The organism is Rhizobium sp. SL86, from assembly GCF_026672545.1.
GTDB lineage: Bacteria > Pseudomonadota > Alphaproteobacteria > Rhizobiales > Rhizobiaceae > Neorhizobium.
This window is the reverse complement of record NZ_JAPPRJ010000009.1, coordinates 481783-500262: the sequence shown is the minus strand read 5'-3', so window position 1 is coordinate 500262 and position 18480 is coordinate 481783. Positions and strand designations below refer to the sequence as shown.

The 18480-nt window shown below is 62.2% G+C and carries 14 protein-coding genes and 2 pseudogenes; 10 read left to right on the top strand and 6 right to left on the bottom strand.

Annotated elements, in window-relative coordinates:
* The first annotated feature begins 37 nt into the window (after positions 1–37).
* On the top strand, positions 38–3442 hold the full coding sequence (locus tag OU993_RS25675) for a YhdP family protein (RefSeq protein WP_268161753.1): 3405 nt from the start codon (positions 38–40) through the stop codon (positions 3440–3442).
* A 57-nt stretch (positions 3443–3499) separates the two neighbouring features.
* Here the strand turns inward: OU993_RS25675 and tyrS are convergent, their stop codons facing one another.
* Positions 3500–4756, bottom strand: coding sequence for a tyrosine--tRNA ligase (gene tyrS / locus OU993_RS25670; RefSeq protein WP_268161752.1), 1257 nt, complete (start codon positions 4754–4756; stop codon positions 3500–3502).
* Between the two features lie 220 nt (positions 4757–4976).
* Here tyrS and OU993_RS25665 point away from each other — a divergent pair, with 220 nt between their 5' ends.
* Positions 4977–6149 (top strand): GGDEF domain-containing protein, encoded by a 1173-nt coding sequence (locus tag OU993_RS25665; protein WP_268161751.1) that lies wholly within the window; start codon positions 4977–4979, stop codon positions 6147–6149.
* Positions 6150–6209: 60 nt separating this feature from the next.
* Here OU993_RS25665 and OU993_RS25660 read toward each other — a convergent pair whose 3' ends face one another.
* The gene (locus OU993_RS25660; RefSeq protein WP_268161750.1) at positions 6210–6887 is read right to left on the bottom strand and encodes an alpha/beta hydrolase; all 678 of its coding nucleotides are present in this window, start codon (positions 6885–6887) and stop codon (positions 6210–6212) included.
* Between the two features lie 211 nt (positions 6888–7098).
* Between OU993_RS25660 and OU993_RS25655 the strand changes: the two genes are divergently transcribed.
* From OU993_RS25655 to sufA, 8 genes and pseudogenes are all read left to right on the top strand, one after another.
* Positions 7099–8265 (top strand): cysteine desulfurase family protein, encoded by a 1167-nt coding sequence (locus OU993_RS25655; RefSeq protein ID WP_268161749.1) that lies wholly within the window; start codon positions 7099–7101, stop codon positions 8263–8265.
* Positions 8266–8406: 141 nt separating this feature from the next.
* Positions 8407–9876 (top strand): Fe-S cluster assembly protein SufB, encoded by a 1470-nt coding sequence (sufB, locus tag OU993_RS25650; protein ID WP_268161748.1) that lies wholly within the window; start codon positions 8407–8409, stop codon positions 9874–9876.
* Between the two features lie 173 nt (positions 9877–10049).
* Positions 10050–10805 carry a Fe-S cluster assembly ATPase SufC gene (sufC, locus tag OU993_RS25645; protein ID WP_268162533.1) on the top strand — a complete coding sequence of 252 codons (756 nt, stop codon included), beginning with the start codon at positions 10050–10052 and terminating at the stop codon, positions 10803–10805.
* 25 nt (positions 10806–10830) lie between these two features.
* Positions 10831–11041, top strand: a pseudogene (locus OU993_RS28970) (Fe-S cluster assembly protein SufD); the annotation flags it as partial.
* 113 nt (positions 11042–11154) lie between these two features.
* Positions 11155–12105 (top strand): annotated as a pseudogene (sufD, locus tag OU993_RS25640) (Fe-S cluster assembly protein SufD); the annotation flags it as partial.
* An 83-nt stretch (positions 12106–12188) separates the two neighbouring features.
* Positions 12189–13409, top strand: coding sequence for a cysteine desulfurase (locus OU993_RS25635; protein WP_268161746.1), 1221 nt, complete (start codon positions 12189–12191; stop codon positions 13407–13409).
* A gap of 10 nt (positions 13410–13419) precedes the next feature.
* Complete coding sequence (locus OU993_RS25630; RefSeq protein ID WP_165219402.1) at positions 13420–13800, top strand: SUF system Fe-S cluster assembly protein; 381 nt, start codon at positions 13420–13422, stop codon at positions 13798–13800.
* A 236-nt stretch (positions 13801–14036) separates the two neighbouring features.
* On the top strand, positions 14037–14429 hold the full coding sequence (gene sufA, locus OU993_RS25625) for a Fe-S cluster assembly scaffold SufA (protein WP_268161745.1): 393 nt from the start codon (positions 14037–14039) through the stop codon (positions 14427–14429).
* Positions 14430–14457: 28 nt separating this feature from the next.
* On the opposite strand, the gene OU993_RS25620 is transcribed toward sufA, so the two are convergent.
* The 4 genes from OU993_RS25620 to OU993_RS25605 all read right to left on the bottom strand — a co-directional run bounded on the left by OU993_RS25620 (position 14458) and on the right by OU993_RS25605 (position 18403).
* Positions 14458–15099, bottom strand: coding sequence for a GntR family transcriptional regulator (locus OU993_RS25620; protein ID WP_268161744.1), 642 nt, complete (start codon positions 15097–15099; stop codon positions 14458–14460).
* Between the two features lie 74 nt (positions 15100–15173).
* On the bottom strand, positions 15174–16376 hold the full coding sequence (locus OU993_RS25615) for an ABC transporter permease (protein ID WP_268161743.1): 1203 nt from the start codon (positions 16374–16376) through the stop codon (positions 15174–15176).
* The gene (locus OU993_RS25610; protein WP_268161742.1) at positions 16366–17082 is read right to left on the bottom strand and encodes an ABC transporter ATP-binding protein; all 717 of its coding nucleotides are present in this window, start codon (positions 17080–17082) and stop codon (positions 16366–16368) included. The genes OU993_RS25615 and OU993_RS25610 overlap by 11 nt, the downstream gene beginning before the upstream one ends.
* Positions 17083–17095: 13 nt before the next feature.
* Positions 17096–18403: an efflux RND transporter periplasmic adaptor subunit gene (locus tag OU993_RS25605; protein ID WP_268161741.1), complete on the bottom strand. Its 1308-nt coding sequence runs from the start codon at positions 18401–18403 to the stop codon at positions 17096–17098.
* Between the last annotated feature and the right edge of the window lie 77 nt (positions 18404–18480).

The following is an 18480-nucleotide window of genomic DNA, read 5'->3' as shown; positions in this document are numbered from 1 at the left end:
CACCCGCGTGCGCGCATCGTTTCGGAAACAGAGGCAAATGGCGGAAATCAGAGGGGAAAAGGTCATTTTCCGCCGCAAGGACGTTATTGATCTGCACAGTCTGCCGTCGGCCCAGGCGCATGATCCGTTGATCGTCCATTGTCCGCCGCCCCGTTCGCGGGCGAGCGGTGTTTTGCGCTACCTCACACTCTTCGTTTTTCTGGTGCTGCTCGCCTGCGCCAGCATCTTCATTGCCATCGAAACAGGAACGATCGACAGCACGCTGCAGGCGCGGGCCCAATCGGCCCTTAGCGGCGCGATCGGCCCGCGTTACCAGGCGACGGTCGGATCGACGGCCCTGCGCTTTGATTCGGACATGCGGATCGCCATCGAGGCGCGCGATGTGGACATTACCGAGGTGGCGACCGGCGCGCACCTGACGCGCACCGGTGCGCTGCGCCTTGCGATCGATCCCCTGGCCCTGTTGCGCGGTCAGGTGTCCATTCGCCACATCGAGGCGGAAAACATCAACCTCGACACGGCGCTCCTGCCGGCCGGCGATCCGATGGATCTCGCCCAGATGCGCATCGACAGGCTGCCGGCCTGGCTCGAACAGGCCTTCCAGCGGCTGGATGAGGCACGCGGCGTCATCGAGCGCACCGGCACCGGTTCGATCAATATTTCAGGGATCCATATCCAGTTTCCGCCGGACCGTGAGGGCAATGTCTCGACGCTGGTGGTGGACGACCTGGTGTTTTCGATGTCGGAAAGCCGGCAGGTGGTTCTGACGGGGACCGTCGAACTCGATGGCCGGCCGGCCGGACTTGTCGTCAATGCCTCGTCGGTCAACGGTGTGACCCGTTCGCTGGAGGCCAAGGTATCCGGTCTCGATCTGACGCCGTTCCTGCTGCAGCGAACGGCGGACGGGACACCGCGCGAGGGGCTGCAGGGGGCGGTGACGCTGAACCTCTCCGCTTCCCGCGATACGGTGGAAACCGAACCCGCCATTCGCGCGCAGATCGACCATGCACCGAGCGTGTTTTATTTCGACGGTATCGCCCAGGACCTGACGGGCGCCGAGGTGCGGGTGGCCTATGACTTTGCCAAGCATTCGATCGAGATCCTGCCGTCCGAACTTCGGTTCGGACCGACCGTCCTGCCGCTGAGCGGCGCGGTGGTGGATCTCGACCGCATCAATGCCAACGAGACAAGACCCGGTTTCGGGCTTGACCTTCTGGTGAGCGGCGCACGCGCGCAGGGTGCCTCCGGTGCCGATGCGCCGGTCTTCTTCGACTTGAAGGCCAATGGACGGTATCTCTCTGGCGAGCGGGTGCTGGAATTCGACGACATGTTCGTCTCGAGCCCGATGGGACAGATGGCGGCATCGCTGAAACTGCGCCTGCTCGGCAATGTCTCGCCGGAAATCAGTTTCGGCGGCCAGTTGCCGCGCATGGATGTGGCCGCCGTCAAGCAGCTCTGGCCGTTCTGGATGGCGCGCAAGCCGCGCGACTGGGTGACGGCCAACATGTTTGGCGGCACCGTGACGAACGGGTCGATCTCCGTCTTCATTCCGGCAGGCAAGATGAAGGGGCCGGGTATTCCGCTGGAGCTCAACGATGACGAACTGCTCATCAGTTTCGACATTGCCGACAACCGGCTGAACATCACGAACGGCATGCCGCCGGTGCGTGACCTGAGCGGCCATTTCGACCTCAAGGGTGAGCGGCTGAAGGTCGACATCAAAAGCGCCCGTTCCTATTTCGGTTCGGGGCGCAGTATCACGGCCGAGGGGGGCGCGTTCACGATTGCCTCCACCTACACCAAACCGTTGATGGCGGATCTCAGCCTGCGATTGTCCGGGAATGCGGATGCTTTGGCGGAACTGGCCAGTTTCCCGCCCATCAATGGATTAAAAGACACGCCCTTCAAGGCGGCGGATTTTTCCGGTGATGCGACAGCCGATGTCACCGCGCGTTTCGGCCTCATCCGCGACCAGAATCCGCCGGCACCGGTCTTCACGGCGGGGATCGACCTCAAGGATGTCGATCTGGCGGCGCCGATCGAGGGCCGCAAGATCATGGATGTGACGGGCAGGCTCGATATCGACCAGAAGGCCGCGCGGCTGCATGCGAAGGCTGCTATCGATGATGTGCCGGCGGATGTCCGGCTCGTCGAGCCGATCGGTTCGGCATCCACGGTCGGGCGCGAACTCAACGTCAAGGCAACGCTCAACAATCAGCAGCGGGATCAGCTGGCGCCGGGGCTTGGCGACGTGGTCAACGGCCCGGTGGACGTGGAAATGTCGCGCCTGGATGCGGAGCGCCAGTCGGTGCAGCTTGATCTGACGCGCGCAACCCTCTCGGCGCCGTGGGTCGGCTGGCAGAAGGGGCCGGGCGTGCCGGCAAAGGCCGAACTGGAAGTGCGCGCCAAGGACGGCGTGACCGACATCAGCAAGCTGAATGTCAGCGGCGATGGTTTCGGCGTTGCCGGAAAATTGTCGTTGAACAAACAAGGACTGCAGGCGGCCGAGTTCTCACGCGTGCAGCTTTCCAGCGGCGATGATTTTGCGCTGTCGCTGCAGCGGTCAAAGTCCAGTTACGACATTGCCGTTTCCGGCAGTTCGGCCGATCTGCGGCTGATCCTCACCAAGATGAAATCGCAAGGCAGTGGGCCGAGCGAGGATGACGACGGCAGCGCCCGCATCAAGGCGAAGCTCGACCGGGTGATCGGTTTCAACGACGAAGTGCTGCGCTCCGTCAACTTCAGCGGTGCCGTGAGCAACGGTGACATGAAATCCATTGAACTCGCGGCGGTGACAGCGAGCGGGCAGGCGATCGTCGGCAAGACGCTCGGTGGTGACAGTGCCGGTACGATCACGCTCACCAGCGGTGATGCCGGGGCGGTCGCCCGGTTCGCCAATCTCTACGACCATATGCGGGGCGGCCTTTTGAACATCCGCCTCACCAATGAAGAGGCCGGTGACTGGAGTGGTTACATCGACCTGCGCGGTTTTTCGCTCGTCAACGAAAGCCGCCTGCAATCGATCGTTTCGACGCCGGTCGGCGAAGACGGACGCAGCCTGAATGCTGCCGTCAAACGCGATATCGACGTCAGCTCCGCGAAGTTCCAGCGCGGTTTCGCCCGGGTGGTCTACAGGCGCGGGGCGCTGTCGCTGGAAAATGGTGTTGTACGGGGAGAGCAGATCGGCGCGACCTTCCAGGGGATGTTGCGCGACGCGGCCGGCAACATGGACATGACCGGGACCTTCATGCCCGCCTACGGGCTGAACCGGCTGTTTGCCGAATTGCCGATCATCGGATCGATCCTGGGCAACGGACGCGACCGCGGTCTGCTCGGCATCACCTTCAAACTGACCGGTCCGTTCGACCAGCCGAAACTGGCGATCAATCCGCTGTCCATCATCGCGCCCGGCGTGTTCCGGCAGATCTTCGAGTTCCAATAAAAAAGCCCCGCCCTTGTCGGCGAGGCCTTCCGTTCATCCCGTGAGAACCGTCTGGCTTCAGGCCGGACGGACGAGGATGTGTTTCTTCTTGCCGAGCGACAGCTTGATGACGCCGTCTGCCGTCACCTCGGCGCTGCCGATCGACTGGCGTTCGTCCGACACCGGCTGATCGTTGATGCGCACTGCGCCGCCCTGGACGTGCCGGCGTGCTTCGCCGTTCGATGCGGCAAGGCCGGCGCGGACCATCAGCGCGAGAAGGCCGATCCCGGCATCCAGTTCGGTCGTCGGAACATCGACGGAGGGGAGGTTCTGCGAGAGGGCCCCCTCTTCGAAGGTCTTGCGCGCCGTTTCCGCAGCCCCTTCGGCCGCTTCGCGTCCGTGAAGGATCGCGGTGATCTCCGTTGCCAGGATCTTCTTGGCTTCGTTGATCTCGGAGCCGCCGAGGGCAGCGAGCCTTGCGATCTCGTCCATCGGCAACGTCGTGAACAGCTTCATGAAGCGCTCGACGTCGGCATCCTCGGTGTTGCGCCAGTACTGCCAGAAATCATAGACCGGCATCAGTTCGGCGTTCAGCCAGACAGCGCCCGAGGCCGACTTGCCCATCTTGGCACCGGAGGCGGTGGTGAGAAGCGGCGATGTCAGCGCGTAAAGCTGCTCTGTGCCCATCCGGTGGCCGAGATCGATGCCGTTGACAATGTTGCCCCATTGGTCGGAGCCGCCCATCTGCAGACGGCATTCATACCGCTTGGCCAGCTCGACGAAGTCATAGGCCTGGAGGATCATATAGTTGAATTCCAGGAAGGACAGCGACTGCTCCCGGTCGAGGCGCGTCTTGACGCTGTCGAAGGAGAGCATGCGGTTGACCGAGAAATGGCGGCCGACATCACGCAGGAACTCGAGGTAGTTCAGCGGGCGCAGCCATTCGGCATTGTTGATCATCAGCGCGCCGCCCTTCGGGCCGGCTTCGTAGTTCAGGTAGTTGGCGAAGACGCGTTTGATCGAGGAGATGTTCTCCTCGATCATGTCGACCGTCATCAGCTTGCGGGCCTCTTCCTTGAAGGATGGGTCGCCCACCATGCCGGTGCCGCCACCCATCAGCGAAATCGGCCGGTGGCCGGTCGCCTGGAACCAGTGCAGCATCATGATCTGTGTCAGGTGGCCGACATGCAGGCTGGAGGCCGTCGGATCGTAACCGATATAGGCCGTCACGGTTTCCTTGGTCAGCAGGTCATCCAGGCCAGTCTCGTCGGAGACCTGGTGGATGAAACCGCGTTCGTCGAGCGTGCGGAGAAAATCGGACTTGAACCTGGACATAATCAATCTCTGGCAGGTGTTGGCTGAACTGTGTGAGGCCGGCCTCTAACACTGTTTTTCAGTGGAATCACCCCAAAAGTGTGGGTTAAGGCGCGCGCCCTTCGGTTGGACGCGGTGTCGCGCCGTGACGAGGCCGTCAAACGTTAACGCTTCCTTCTTTTCGGAGCGCTACGATCGACGGTGACTGATTCAACATCGATGCGCATATGGGGAGGCCGGGGTGAACGGAGCCGACTTTTTCCTGGTGACGAACTTCCTGATCGGTCTGTCGTTTGCGGTCGTCTTCCTGATCGTTTCCACCCGCAGCCGGTCGCGCATTGCCGCCCAATGGATTGCCGCGGCTTATGCCGTTGCCTCCTTCTCGACGATTTCCGAACTGCTTGTGGCCCATACCGACTGGGTGAAGCTGTTTGCCGTTGCCGCCTTTGCGACGGTGCTGGCCGGATTGCTGCTGATCAGGGTCGGGATCGGGCGCCTCTACGGCGTACCGGCGCGCCCCGGACTTCTGATCTCGCTCTTTTGTGTGTCGATCGGGCTTGATCTTGCCATCTACGACCTGCCGCGCGGTACCTGGGTGCATTCGCTCACCTACCAGACGCCGTTTGCGCTGGCGGTCTTCTTCAGCGCCGCGGCGGTTCTGCGCTCCTCCCGTCGCACGGCCATTGACCGCGCCATGGCCGTGCTTCTTCTTGCGGCAGGCCTTCAGTTCCTCTTGAAGGCGGTGACGGCCGTGCTGGTGGGGGCGGGGCGAACGGCGGCGGATTATGTGCATTCCTATTATGCACTCGTCTCGCAGAGCATGACCGGCGTCTTCGTCGTGATCATCGGCCTGATGCTGCTCTCTGTCTTTGTGCTGGAAATCATGGCCGAGGAACGCAGCAATTCCGAGGTGGATGCGCTGTCGGAAGTGCTGAACCGGCGCGGTTTCGACAATCATTGCGATCTGGCACTGAGGCGTATCCGTGGTCCGCATGCCGTCGTGCTGTGTGATCTCGACCACTTCAAGAAGGTCAACGACACCTATGGCCATTATGCCGGAGACTGCGTCATCCGCGCCTTTGCCCAGTTGCTGCAGGCGAGCGCGCCGGACACTGCCGTCATCGGCCGGCTGGGCGGCGAGGAATTCTGCGTGATGCTGCCCGGGGTGCCGATGGATGCGGCGCTGATGTTTGCACAGGCGGTGCGGGGATCCTTCGCCGTACAGGCAATGCCGAACATGCCGCACGGTTTTCGCATGACGGCGAGTTTCGGTGTCGCGACATTCCACAATGCCGTGGAGCTTTCGGCGGCGATCCGTAATGCCGATGGCGCGCTCTACGATGCCAAGGCCTCCGGGCGTAACTGCGTGCGCAGCCACCGGGAACGCAGCGGTGTCTCGCTGGTCGTACTCTGACGCAGCAGAAACAAAAAAACGGCCCCGAAGGACCGTTTTCCAGATGCGATTTGAACCGGATCAGCGAATGCGCTTGGCGGCAGGTTCCGGCACGAGTTCGCCGTTCAGGCGACGGTCGAGATAATCCTCGCATTCGCCCATCAACTGCTCCACCTGACCGTTGAAGAAGTGGTTCGCCCCTTCGACCGTGCGGTGGGTAATGAGAATACCCTTCTGCGTCTTCAGCTTCTCGACGAGCGTGTTGACGTCCTTCTCCGGTGCCACCTTGTCCGAATCGCCGTTGATGATCAGGCCGGAGGAGGGGCAGGGGGCGAGGAAGGAGAAGTCATAGATGTTCGGCTGCGGCGCGATCGACAGGAAACCTTCGATTTCCGGACGGCGCATCAGAAGCTGCATGCCGATCCAGGCGCCGAAGGAATAACCGGCCACCCAGCAGCTTTTCGAATCGGGATGCAGGCTCTGCACCCAGTCGAGGGCGGACGCCGCATCCGACAGCTCACCAGCGCCATGGTCGAATTCGCCCTGGCTGCGGCCGATACCGCGGAAATTGAAGCGGAGCGTCGTAAAACCGCGCTTCTGGAACATGTAGAAAAGCTGGTAGACGATCTGGTTGTTCATCGTGCCGCCGAACTGCGGGTGCGGGTGCAGGATGAGGGCGATCGGTGCGTTTTTTTCCTTCGACGGCTGGTAGCGGCCTTCGAGACGGCCTGCGGGGCCGTTGAAAATGACTTCGGGCATCGTGACTCCGGTCAGCTTTTTGACGTTTCCAACCGTTTCATGACGGCTTTGACTTGACGAAGCCGGTCACCTTTTCTAGAAACAGTTTAGAACCATTCGAAACTTGAGGCGGTAAGGCCGCCCAGTTGGTCGTCTCATACGGCATGCACGACGAAAATTTCAAGGGAAATGCGTCGCTGCCGCTGATCTAGACCTGGAACCGTGGCGGACAATGGCAAGAAGACGGGCATATCTGGACTGGAACGCGACCGCGCCACTTGGTGATGCGGCAAGGCGCGCCATGATGGAGGCCTATGAGCTGCCCGGCAATGCCTCCTCCGTGCATGGCGAAGGACGTGCCGCGCGTGCCGGCATCGACCGGGCGCGTCGGCAGGTGGCCGCTCTCGTTGGTGCCGATCCGCAGCATGTAACCTTTACCAGTGGCGCGACCGAAGCCGCCAATCTCGTGCTGACCCCGGACTACCGCATGGGCCGCGCGCCGCTTGCCGTCAGCCGGCTTTATGTCTCGGCAATCGAACATCCCGCCATCCGCGAAGGCGGGCGATTCGCCAAGGCCGATGTGGTGGACGTGCCGGTGACGGCGCAAGGTATCCTTGATCTTGGCGCTCTGGCCGCGCTTCTGGATGCCCACGATGGCGCAACCGGACTGCCGATGGTGGCGCTCATGCTGGTCAACAACGAGACCGGCGTCATCCAGCCGGTCGCAGAGGCGGCGAAGATCGTGCATGCCAAGGGTGGACTGCTGGTGGTCGATGCGGTGCAGGCGGTGGGGCGTATTGCTGTCGATATGACCGTGCTGGACGCGGACTTCCTGATCCTGTCCTCGCATAAGATCGGTGGTCCGAAGGGTGTCGGCGCGCTTGTCTCGCGCGGCGAGGTGATGATGCCGCGCCCGCTGATCCACGGCGGTGGCCAGGAAAAGGGACATCGCTCGGGCACGGAGAATTTTCCGGGCATTGTCGGTTTCGGAGCTGCGGCAGAGGTCGCCGCTCAAGACCTTGATGCCCGCAATCAACGGATCGGTGCCTTGCGGGCGCGCCTGGAGAAGGGAATGCGAGACGCGGCGGCGGACGTCGTCGTTCACGGATCGGATGTGGCGCGGGTTGCCAATACGACCTTCTTCACCCTGCCGGGTTTGAAGTCGGAGACCGGGCAGATCGCGTTCGATCTCGAAGGCGTTGCGTTGTCGGCCGGTTCGGCCTGCTCGTCCGGCAAGGTGGGGCAAAGCCATGTGTTGGCGGCCATGGGCTGCGATCCGGACATGGGCGCGCTGCGTATCTCGCTGGGAGCGGAAACAACGGACGATGACATCGATGCGGCGCTGGCCGCATTCACAAAAATTGCCGCCCGGCGCACTGGCGCCGGCAGGGCGGCATAAGCGTTACCTTAATTGCGGAAACGCAAAAATCTGCTTGCCAAAAGGTGGGAAAACCGCCTTCTGGCGCCTACATGAAGGCGGATCCCGCCAAGAACTGACAAGCTGCCGGACCCTTGATTCCGGCAAGATTGGAGAATGACCATGGCTGCCGTGCAGGAAACCATCGATCAGGTTCGCCAGATCGATGTCGACCAGTACAAATACGGTTTCGAAACCGAGATCGAAGTCGACAAGGCTCCGAAGGGGCTGTCGGAAGAGATCATCCGCTTCATTTCCGCCAAGAAGCAGGAGCCGGACTGGATGCTCGAATGGCGTCTTGACGCCTATCGCCGCTGGCTTTCAATGGAAGAGCCCAGCTGGGCGCGCGTCGACTACCCGAAGATCGATTTCAACGACATCTATTATTACGCGGCGCCGAAGACGACGTCTGGTCCGAAGTCGCTGGACGAGGTCGATCCGGAACTGCTGAAGGTCTATGAAAAGCTCGGTATTCCGCTGAAGGAACAGGAGATCCTGGCCGGCGTCGACAAGCCGCGCGTTGCCGTCGATGCCGTGTTCGACAGTGTCTCCGTCGTGACGACCTTCAAGAAGGAACTCGCCAAGGCCGGCGTGATCTTCATGTCGATCTCGGAGGCCATCCGCGAATACCCGGATCTGGTGAAGAAATATCTCGGCTCCGTGGTGCCGACGACCGACAATTATTACGCGACGCTGAACTCGGCGGTCTTCACGGACGGCTCCTTCGTCTATGTGCCCAAGGGCGTTCGTTGCCCGATGGAACTGTCGACCTATTTCCGCATCAACGAAAAGAACACCGGCCAGTTCGAGCGCACGCTAATCATCGCCGACGAGGGCGCCTATGTGTCCTATCTCGAAGGCTGCACGGCGCCGCAGCGCGACGAGAACCAGCTGCATGCGGCCGTCGTCGAGCTCGTCGCGTTGGACGATGCCGAGATCAAGTATTCGACCGTGCAGAACTGGTACCCGGGCGACAAGCAGGGCAAGGGCGGCATCTACAACTTCGTCACCAAGCGTGGCGATTGCCGTGGCGATCGTTCCAAAATCTCCTGGACTCAGGTGGAAACCGGTTCGGCGATCACCTGGAAATATCCGAGCTGCATCCTGCGTGGTGACGACAGCCGCGGCGAGTTCTACTCGATCGCCGTGTCGAACGGTCACCAGCAGATCGACAGCGGCACGAAGATGATCCATCTCGGCAAGAACACGTCGAGCCGCATCATCTCGAAGGGCATTGCCGCTGGCGTCTCGCAGAACACCTATCGCGGCCAGGTGTCTGCGCATCGCAAGGCGACCAATGCCCGCAACTTCACGCAGTGCGATTCGCTTTTGATCGGCGACCGCTGCGGTGCGCATACGGTGCCCTATATCGAGGCGAAAAACTCGTCGGCGCAGTTCGAGCATGAGGCGACCACCTCGAAGATCTCCGAAGACCAGCTGTTCTATTGCCTGCAGCGCGGTATTCCGGAAGAGGCGGCGATTGCGCTGATCGTCAACGGCTTCGTCAAGGAAGTCATCCAGGAACTGCCGATGGAATTCGCCGTGGAAGCGCAGAAGCTGATCGGGATTTCGCTGGAAGGATCGGTTGGCTGACCGTCAGGTGTTGTCATCCTCGGGCTTGACCCGAGGATCCACGGCTTGAGGCTTGCGCAGAGAACGCGAATTTATGGATCCTCGGGACAAGCTCGAGGATGACGAATTGGGCGCCGGGATGGCGCAGACGAAGACAGGCGGCTTTGAACCGCCCTATGAACAGGAACATGAAGATGCTTGAAATCAAGAACCTGCACGCCCGCATCGCCGAAGACGGCACCGAGATCATTCGCGGTCTGAACCTGACCGTGAAGGCCGGTGAAGTGGCCGCCATCATGGGGCCGAACGGCTCGGGCAAGTCGACGCTTTCCTACATTCTCTCCGGCCGCGAAGACTACGAAGTCACCGAGGGCGAGATCCTTTACAACGGCGAGAACATCCTGGAACTCGACCCGGCCGAGCGTGCTGCAAAGGGCATCTTCCTCGCCTTCCAATATCCGGTCGAAATTCCGGGCGTTGCCACCATGCAGTTCCTGAAGGTGGCGATGAACGAGCAGCGCAAGGCGCGCGGCGAGGCGGAACTGACAACGCCGGACTTCATGCGCCGCGTCAAGGAAGCCGCCGCCGAACTGAAGATCAATCCGGACATGCTGAAGCGCCCGCTGAACGTTGGTTTCTCCGGTGGCGAGAAGAAGCGCGCCGAGATTCTGCAGATGGCACTGCTGGAGCCTAAGCTGTGCGTTCTTGACGAAACCGATTCCGGCCTCGACATCGACGCGCTCAAGATCGTCGCCGATGGCGTCAATGCGCTGAAGTCGCCGGATCGTGCCGTGATCGTCATCACCCACTACCAGCGCCTGCTCGACTACATCGTGCCGGACACGGTCCACGTTCTCTACAAGGGCCAGATCATCCGCACGGGCGACAAGAGTTTGGCGCTCGAACTGGAAGCCAACGGCTACGCCGACATCATCGGCGAAGCGGCCTGAGGGCAGTGGCGAAAGGATTATTGGCATGAACATGCAGACGACAAGCCGGCTGACTGCCGCGGAATCTGCGCTGATCGAGGCCTATAACCAGCAGGTCGGCGACCTGCCGGGCAATGGTGCCGTGATTAGTGCACGCGATCGGTTGCTGGAGGATCTGAAGACCAATGGTCTTCCGACGCGCCGGGTGGAAGCCTGGCATTACACGGACCTGAAGACGTTGCTGCGCGCCGTTCCGGCAGCGCAGCCTGCATCGACGTTCGCCGCACCCGCGGCGCTCGTCGAGGCGGCTTCCGTGATCGTGATGCGGGATGGCAGAAGCGATTCCAGGGCCGCCGTCGACGGCATTGTCCTCGGTTCCTTTGCGGACATGTTGCGTGAGGGCACCGCGGCGCCCGGCCTTTCCGTCATCGACCGCGATGATACGATCGGCAAGATCAATGGCAGTTTCGTGCGCGACGGTTATGTACTGGAATTCCCGGAAGGCGCCGAGATCGAGCAGCCGATCGAGATCCAGGCGCTGCACGGTGCGGGCCAGGTCCATACGCGCTTCCCGGTCAGCTTCGGTGCGCGCTCCAAGGCAACCGTGATCGAACGCCATATGGCGAGCACCGAGGGCCAGGCACTTGTCTCCACCGTCAGCGACATTTCGCTGGAGGATGGTGCCGAGGTAACCTGGATCGTGCTGCAGGAGCAGGGTGCGTCCGATACCCATCTCGGCCAAGTGCGCATTCGCGTGGGGGCAGATGCCAAGCTGCGTCTCTTCGTCATCAATGCCGGCGGCAAGCTGGTGCGTCAGGAGCTGCGCATTGACGTGGCGGGCGAGGGCTCTGACCTGCAGCTGCGAGGCGTCAATCTGCTCGGCGGCGATACACATACCGATGTGACGCTGGTGCTGGGTCACAATGTGCCGAACACCACTTCGACGGAAATCTTCCGCAACGTGGTGTTCGATCGCGCCCGCGGCGTGTTCCAGGGCATGATCAAGGTTGCCCTCGACGCCCAGAAGACCGATGCGCGTATGGCCTGCAACACGCTTCTGATGTCGGACGATGCCGAGTTCGCCGCCAAGCCGGAGCTCGAGATCTTTGCCGATGACGTGCAGTGCGGTCACGGTGCGACGGTCGCCGATATCGACGACAACCATCTTTATTACCTGATGGCCCGCGGCATTCCGCGCAACAAGGCACGCGCCATGCTGGTCAACGCCTTCGTGGCGGAGATCGTCGAGGAGCTGGAGGACGAGGCGCTCGTCGAGGCACTCGAAGCGATCGTCAGCCGCTGGCTGGAAAAACATGCCTGATACGATGCCGGCGGGACGTTCAGTCGCCGCCGGCATTCTCCCGGCAGGCAGAGCGTGCCGCCGAATTTACGGGATGGCCATCCATGACCTATGATGTCGAAGCGATCCGTCGCGACTTTCCGATCCTCACCACGATGGTGCACGGCAAGCCGCTCGTCTACCTGGACAATGGCGCCTCCGCGCAGAAGCCGCAGAGCGTGATCGACGCGATTTCGCATGCCTATTCGCATGAATATGCCAATGTGCATCGCGGCCTGCATTACCTGTCGAATGCCGCCACCGAAGCCTATGAAGCGGCACGCGAAAAGGTGCGCCGTTTCCTCAATGCGCCGTCCATCGACGATATCGTCTTCACCAAAAATTCGACCGAGGCGATCAATACGGTCGCTTATGGCTGGGCCATGCCGCATCTGAAGGAAGGTGACGAGATCGTTCTGACGATCATGGAGCACCATTCCAACATCGTGCCCTGGCACTTTTTCCGCGAACGACAAGGCGTCAAGCTGGTCTGGGTGCCGGTGGATGACGAGGGCGCCTTCCATCTCGAAGATTTCGAAAAATGCCTGACGGACAAGACACGGCTGATCGCCATGACGCATATGTCGAATGCGCTCGGAACGGTCGTGCCGATCAAGGACGTCTGCCGCATCGCCCATGAGCGCGGCATTCCGGTGCTGGTCGACGGCAGCCAGGGCGCCGTGCACATGCCGGTCGACGTGCAGGATCTCGGCTGCGACTGGTACGTGATGACCGGCCACAAGCTTTACGGCCCCTCCGGCATCGGCGTGCTTTACGGCAAGAAGGAGCGGCTCTACGAGATGCGGCCATTCCAGGGCGGCGGCGAGATGATCATCGACGTCGACCAGGAGTTCGTCACCTATAATGATCCGCCGCACCGGTTCGAGGCCGGCACGCCACCGATCGTGCAGGCGATCGGGCTTGGGTTTGCGCTGGACTACATGGAGAAGATCGGACGCGACGCGATTGCCGCGCACGAGGCGGATCTGACGGCCTATGCGACCGAACGGCTGACGGCGATCAATTCGCTGCGCATCATCGGCAATGCGCCGGGCAAGGGGGCGATCTTCTCCTTCGAACTCGCCGGTATCCATGCCCATGACGTGTCGATGGTGATCGACCGCAAGGGCGTTGCGGTGCGTGCCGGGACCCATTGTGCCATGCCGCTCTTGAAACGGTTCGGTGTGACCTCCACTTGCCGGGCATCCTTTGCGATGTATAACACGCGCGCCGAAGTGGACGCGCTGGCCGATGCGCTGGATTATGCGCGCAACTTCTTTGCCTGAGGACAGACACATGTCGACCGAAGAAACCATTCCGAAGTGGGATGCCCGCGAAGGCATCATCAACTCGCCGATCCCGGCGGACGAACTCGCCCGCCTGTCCGATGACATCGTTGCGGCGTTGAAGACCGTCTATGATCCGGAAATCCCGGCGGATATTTTCGAACTCGGTCTCGTCTACAAGATCGACATCGAGGACGACCGCATGGTGAAGATCGTCATGACGCTGACCGCGCCCGGCTGCCCGGTCGCCGGCGAAATGCCGGGCTGGGTGGAAAATGCCGTCAGTGCGGTCGAGGGCGTGTCCGGTGTCGAGGTCGAGATGACGTTTGATCCGCCGTGGACGCCGGAGCGCATGTCGGAAGAGGCGCAGGTGGCCGTCGGCTGGTATTGAACCGGCCGATGCGTTCGTGTTTTTCCGCATGCACGCGGAATCCGCATCATGGCGCGCGCATCCCTTTCGTCTCGAACTGACCGAAGACGTGTCGTCGCATTGAGGTGGAGTTTGAGCGTCACAGTGCCTCCAGGGGGCGCTGACGCGGGGTTATTGATCGAGCGCCGCCTTGCGCCTACATTGACAAGAGAAACCGCCGGGCCTTGAACCCGGATGGCGTGAAGGAGAATGAGCCCATGGGCTTTGCAGTGATGACCATGACCGATGCCGCCGCGAACCGCGTGAAGGCGATCGTCGAAAAATCCGGCCCCGATGCGAAGGGCATTCGCGTCGGCATCAAGAAGGGCGGATGCGCCGGCATGGAATACACGGTCGATCTGGTGACCGAACCGAATGCCAAGGACGATCTGATCGAACACGCAGGTGCGAAGGTCTGGATCGAGCCGTCGGCGGTTCTTTACCTCCTCGGCACGCAAATGGATTTCGAGGTGACGAAGATGCGGTCGGGTTTCACCTTCATCAACCCGAACCAGACATCGGCCTGCGGCTGCGGCGAATCGGTCGAGCTGAAACCGGCGGATCTGGCGGCTTTGGCGCGCGAACGGGCAGGCGAGGCGACGCCGGCCTGAGGACAGCGGCGCTCCGTCGTCCCCTCCGTCACAATTTTTCAGACAGATAATCGAGCAGCCGTTCGGTCGCAGCGGCAGCTTCCGTTGTGTCGCGTTTCTGGATGGCGCGGATGACGCTGACATGCAGGCTGACCGAGCGGTCCATCGCCTCGATGGTGGCAGTCGCGAACCAGAGGCGCCGCGAATGGGTCTGCAGGGCGGCAAGCGAGCCGGTCAGGAAGCGGTTCGGGCAGGCTTCCTCCACGAGGTCATCAAAACGTTTGTCGGCGGCGAGGAAAGCCTGCATGTCCGCCATCGCGGCGGCGGCTCCCATCTCGCGCGCACAATCGATCAGGCGCTCCCGTTGGCGCTCGTCAGCGTGACTTGCGACCAATGAGGCCGCATAGGGCTCCAGGCGGCGCCTGACCGCCAGAATCTCCCGGTGGTCGGACGCGACGATTTCGCTGATCTGAAGGCCGATACGCGGCCTGACCGTGATCAGCCCCTGCCATTCAAGTTTCTGGATTGCCTCTCGCACCGGCGTGCGGCCGTGGCCCGACAGGTCGATCAGCTGTTTTTCCGTCACCAGCGCGCCGGGCGCGATCCGCAGAGTGACGATCATCTGCTCGAGCGCACGATAAGCCTGACGGGCAAGCGAATTGGACGACGGTGGCGTGTCGAAAATCTCCATCCTTTTCTGATATATCAGATCGAGACCCGGTACAAATCCAGATCGGTTGGGATCTGATATATCAGGCTCCTCGATCACTCGTGCCGCAGGGCTTCGATTGGGTTCAACTGGGCTGCACGGCGGGCCGGGAAATAACCGAAGACGACGCCGATCAGGGCGGAAAAGGCAAAAGCGATGGCGATGATCGTCGGGCTCACCACGAAGGGCACGTTGAGCAGGCTGACGACGCCATAGGCCAGGCCGAGGCCGGTCAGGATGCCGGTGACGCCACCGAAGACGGAGAGCATCACGGCCTCCACCAGGAACTGGGTGAGGACCTGGCCTTCCAGGGCGCCGATCGCCAGGCGGATGCCGATCTCGCGGGTGCGTTCCGTGACCGAGACCAGCATGATGTTCATGATGCCGATGCCGCCGACCAGCAGGCTGACGGCGGCGACCGCACCCAGAAGGCCGGTCAGCAGCGTCGTGGTGCCGGTCATGGCGGAGGCGATCTGGGTCATGTCGTTAACGGAAAAATCGTCGTCCTTGCCGATGGCGATGCGTCGGCGTTCCCGCAGCAGGCTTTCCACATCGGCCTGCACCTTGGATGTCGACACCCCGTCTTCCGCCGAGAGCGTAATGGTGGAAATCGTGGTCGTGCCGCCGAGGCGCCGCTGGTGCAGCTTGAGCGGCATCAGCACGGTATCATCCTGATCGTCGCCCATGCCGGACTGGCCCTTGGTGGTCAGCACGCCGATGATCGGGCAGGCGACATTGCCGACACGGATCATCAGGCCCACGGGATCGGCCGAACCGAACAGTTCGCGGCGCACCGTCTGGCCGACGATGCAGGCAGCGGTGCCGCGTTCCTCGGAGGGCAGGAATTCGCGGCCGAGCGCCAGCGGCCAGTCCTGCGCCACCAGATAGTCATTGGTCGTGCCGATGATGCTGGTCGAGCGGTTCTGGCCGCCGGCAATCACGGTGGCGGTCGTACGGTTGATCGGGGCCACGGCCCTCAGACCCGTTACTTGGTCACGGATGGCCTCCACGTCCGAATCGCTGAACCGTTTGGCCTCGGTACTGGCGCGCCCGGGACCCCATTGGCCGGGACGCACGAAGAGCGTGTTGGTGCCGAGCCGTGACAGTTCCTGGCGCACCTGCGCGGTCGTGCCATTGCCTACCGTCACCATGGCGATCACGGCGGCAACGCCGATGACGACGCCGAGCACGGTCAGGAAGGAACGCAGCAGGTTGCGGCTGATTGCCCGCCAGGCCAGCCGGATGGTTTCAAACAGCATGGGCAGGCTCCTGTCCGGCGGCGCTGTCGGAGGCAAGCCTGCCGTCGACGAAACGCAGCTGCCGCTCGGCATAAGCGGCGATGTCTTCCTCATGCGTGACCATGATCACGGTAATTCCCTGGTCGCGGTTCAGCCGGGTGATGAGCTCCATGATCTCGACGCTCGTCTTCGTATCGAGATTGCCGGTCGGTTCGTCGGCAAGCAGCACCGCAGGGCTGGTGACGATGGCGCGTGCAATCGCAACGCGCTGCTGCTGGCCGCCGGAAAGTTCCTGTGTCGTGTGGTTTTCACGCCCCTTGAGCCCGACCTGCTCGAGTGCGGCCAGTGCCAGCGTCCGGCGTTCGCGGCCTTCCATGCCGCGATAGACGAGCGGTAGTTCGACGTTTTCCACGGCGGATGTGCGGGCCAGCAGGTTGAACCCCTGGAAGACAAAACCCAGCATATGGCGGCGCAGCAGCGTCAGTTGCTGCCGGTCGAAGCCACTGGTCGGGACACCCTGGAACAGGTAGTCGCCGGAGGAGGGCACGTCGAGACAGCCGAGAATGTTCATGGCAGTCGATTTGCCCGACCCGGACGGCCCCATGATCGAAACGAACTGGCCGGCGGAAATGGAGAGATCCACCTGATCGAGCGCGCGGATCGTCGCTTCGCCGCGCCCGTAATAACGGGAGACCTTGCGAAACTCGATGAGGGGGTGCTCCTGCATGTCGGGCAGCTCCTCAGTTCGAACGGGTGGAAGCGGATGTGATGAGCGCATCCCCTTCCTGTATGTCACCCGATTTGACGATGGTGAACTGACCGTCCGTGGCGCCGGTTTCCACCATGACGCGGCGTGGCTGTCCGTCGGTCAGCACGAAGACCGGCCGTCTGGTCTGGCTGCTCTGGTCCTGATCCTGCTGCCGGTTTCGGGAACCGCCGGGCGGACGCGGCGGCGAAAAGAGCCGGCTCAGCATGCTGCCGCTGCTGCGCTGTGTGGTGGCCGGCGGTGAATAGCGAAGGGCGCCGTTCGGCACCAGCAGCGTGTCCTTGACCGCCTGCACGGTGATGTCGGCCGTGGCCGTCATGCCTGGACGCAGGAGCAGATCCTCGTTGTCGACCGACAGGATCGCCTTGTAGGTCACGACGTTCGAGACCGTTTCCGAAGCGAAACGGACCGTCTTGATGCGGGCAGGGAAGGTGCGTTCCGAATAGGCGTCGACGGTAAAGGTGGCCGGCTGGTTTTCCCGCACCTGGCCGACATCCGCTTCGTCGACGGAGACCTGCAGTTCCATACGCTTCAGGTCGCCGGCAATGGTGAAAAGCACCGGCGCGGAAAGCGACGAGGCCACCGTCTGGCCGGGATCGACATCCCGGGTCAGTACAACGCCATCGATCGGCGAGACGATCTTTGCCTTGGCCAGGTTGACTTCTGCGAGCCTCAGGTCGGCTTCGGAGGAGAGAACCGAGCTTTCGTTCATTTCCTTCGTCGCGACCGCCGAATCATAGGCGTATTGCGCCGTGTCGAGGTCCTGCTGGCTGGAAATGCTCTTGTCGACGAGCGATCTCAGCCGTTCGAGCTTGATGCGCGCCGAGTTCAGTTCGGCATCGGCCTTCACAACGTTCGCCTTGGCGGAGGCAAGTTTGGCGCGGGCGCTCTGCACATCCGCCTGCAGTTTGTTCGTGTCGAGTTCGGCGAGCACCTCGCCGGCCTTGACCGGGCTGTTATAGGTGACGTTGACCTTACGCACCGTTCCCGACAACTCGCTCGAAATGTCGACCTGGTCTGTCGGCTCCAGCGACCCGGTGGCCGTGACGATGACGGAAAGGTCGCCGCGCTTGACGGGTTGCGTCGTGTAGGTGAAGGCCGGGCCATCCTGGTTGAGGTAGAAATAGGCGCCTGCACCGCCGCCTGCCAGGATGGCGAGGGTCAGCGGCCACACGAACCAGCGCGAGCGCCGGCGCTTGCCGCGCGAGGATGCCAGAATGGCGGCAAGGTCGGGTGCCGTCTGCGGCTTGTGTTGGCCCGGTTCCCCAGTCTGTTGGTTCAAAGCGTCACCCGTAATCATGAGTTGAACGAGGCGGCCCAAGCGGGCGCCCTGGCGGCAAAATGCGCGCTCTGGTGTGT

Bases quoted from the DNA above. Each gene is read 5' to 3' on its own strand.
- OU993_RS25675 (WP_268161753.1), top strand. From the start codon at position 38: ATGGCGGAAATCAGAGGGGAAAAGGTCATTTTCCGCCGCAAGGACGTT.
- tyrS (WP_268161752.1), bottom strand. From the start codon at position 4,756: ATGTCCAGGTTCAAGTCCGATTTTCTCCGCACGCTCGACGAACGCGGT.
- OU993_RS25660 (WP_268161750.1), bottom strand. From the start codon at position 6,887: ATGCCCGAAGTCATTTTCAACGGCCCCGCAGGCCGTCTCGAAGGCCGC.
- OU993_RS25655 (WP_268161749.1), top strand. From the start codon at position 7,099: ATGGCAAGAAGACGGGCATATCTGGACTGGAACGCGACCGCGCCACTT.
- sufB (WP_268161748.1), top strand. From the start codon at position 8,407: ATGGCTGCCGTGCAGGAAACCATCGATCAGGTTCGCCAGATCGATGTC.
- sufC (WP_268162533.1), top strand. From the start codon at position 10,050: ATGCTTGAAATCAAGAACCTGCACGCCCGCATCGCCGAAGACGGCACC.
- OU993_RS25635 (WP_268161746.1), top strand. From the start codon at position 12,189: ATGACCTATGATGTCGAAGCGATCCGTCGCGACTTTCCGATCCTCACC.
- OU993_RS25630 (WP_165219402.1), top strand. From the start codon at position 13,420: ATGTCGACCGAAGAAACCATTCCGAAGTGGGATGCCCGCGAAGGCATC.
- sufA (WP_268161745.1), top strand. From the start codon at position 14,037: ATGGGCTTTGCAGTGATGACCATGACCGATGCCGCCGCGAACCGCGTG.
- OU993_RS25620 (WP_268161744.1), bottom strand. From the start codon at position 15,099: ATGGAGATTTTCGACACGCCACCGTCGTCCAATTCGCTTGCCCGTCAG.
- OU993_RS25615 (WP_268161743.1), bottom strand. From the start codon at position 16,376: ATGCTGTTTGAAACCATCCGGCTGGCCTGGCGGGCAATCAGCCGCAAC.
- OU993_RS25610 (WP_268161742.1), bottom strand. From the start codon at position 17,082: ATGCAGGAGCACCCCCTCATCGAGTTTCGCAAGGTCTCCCGTTATTAC.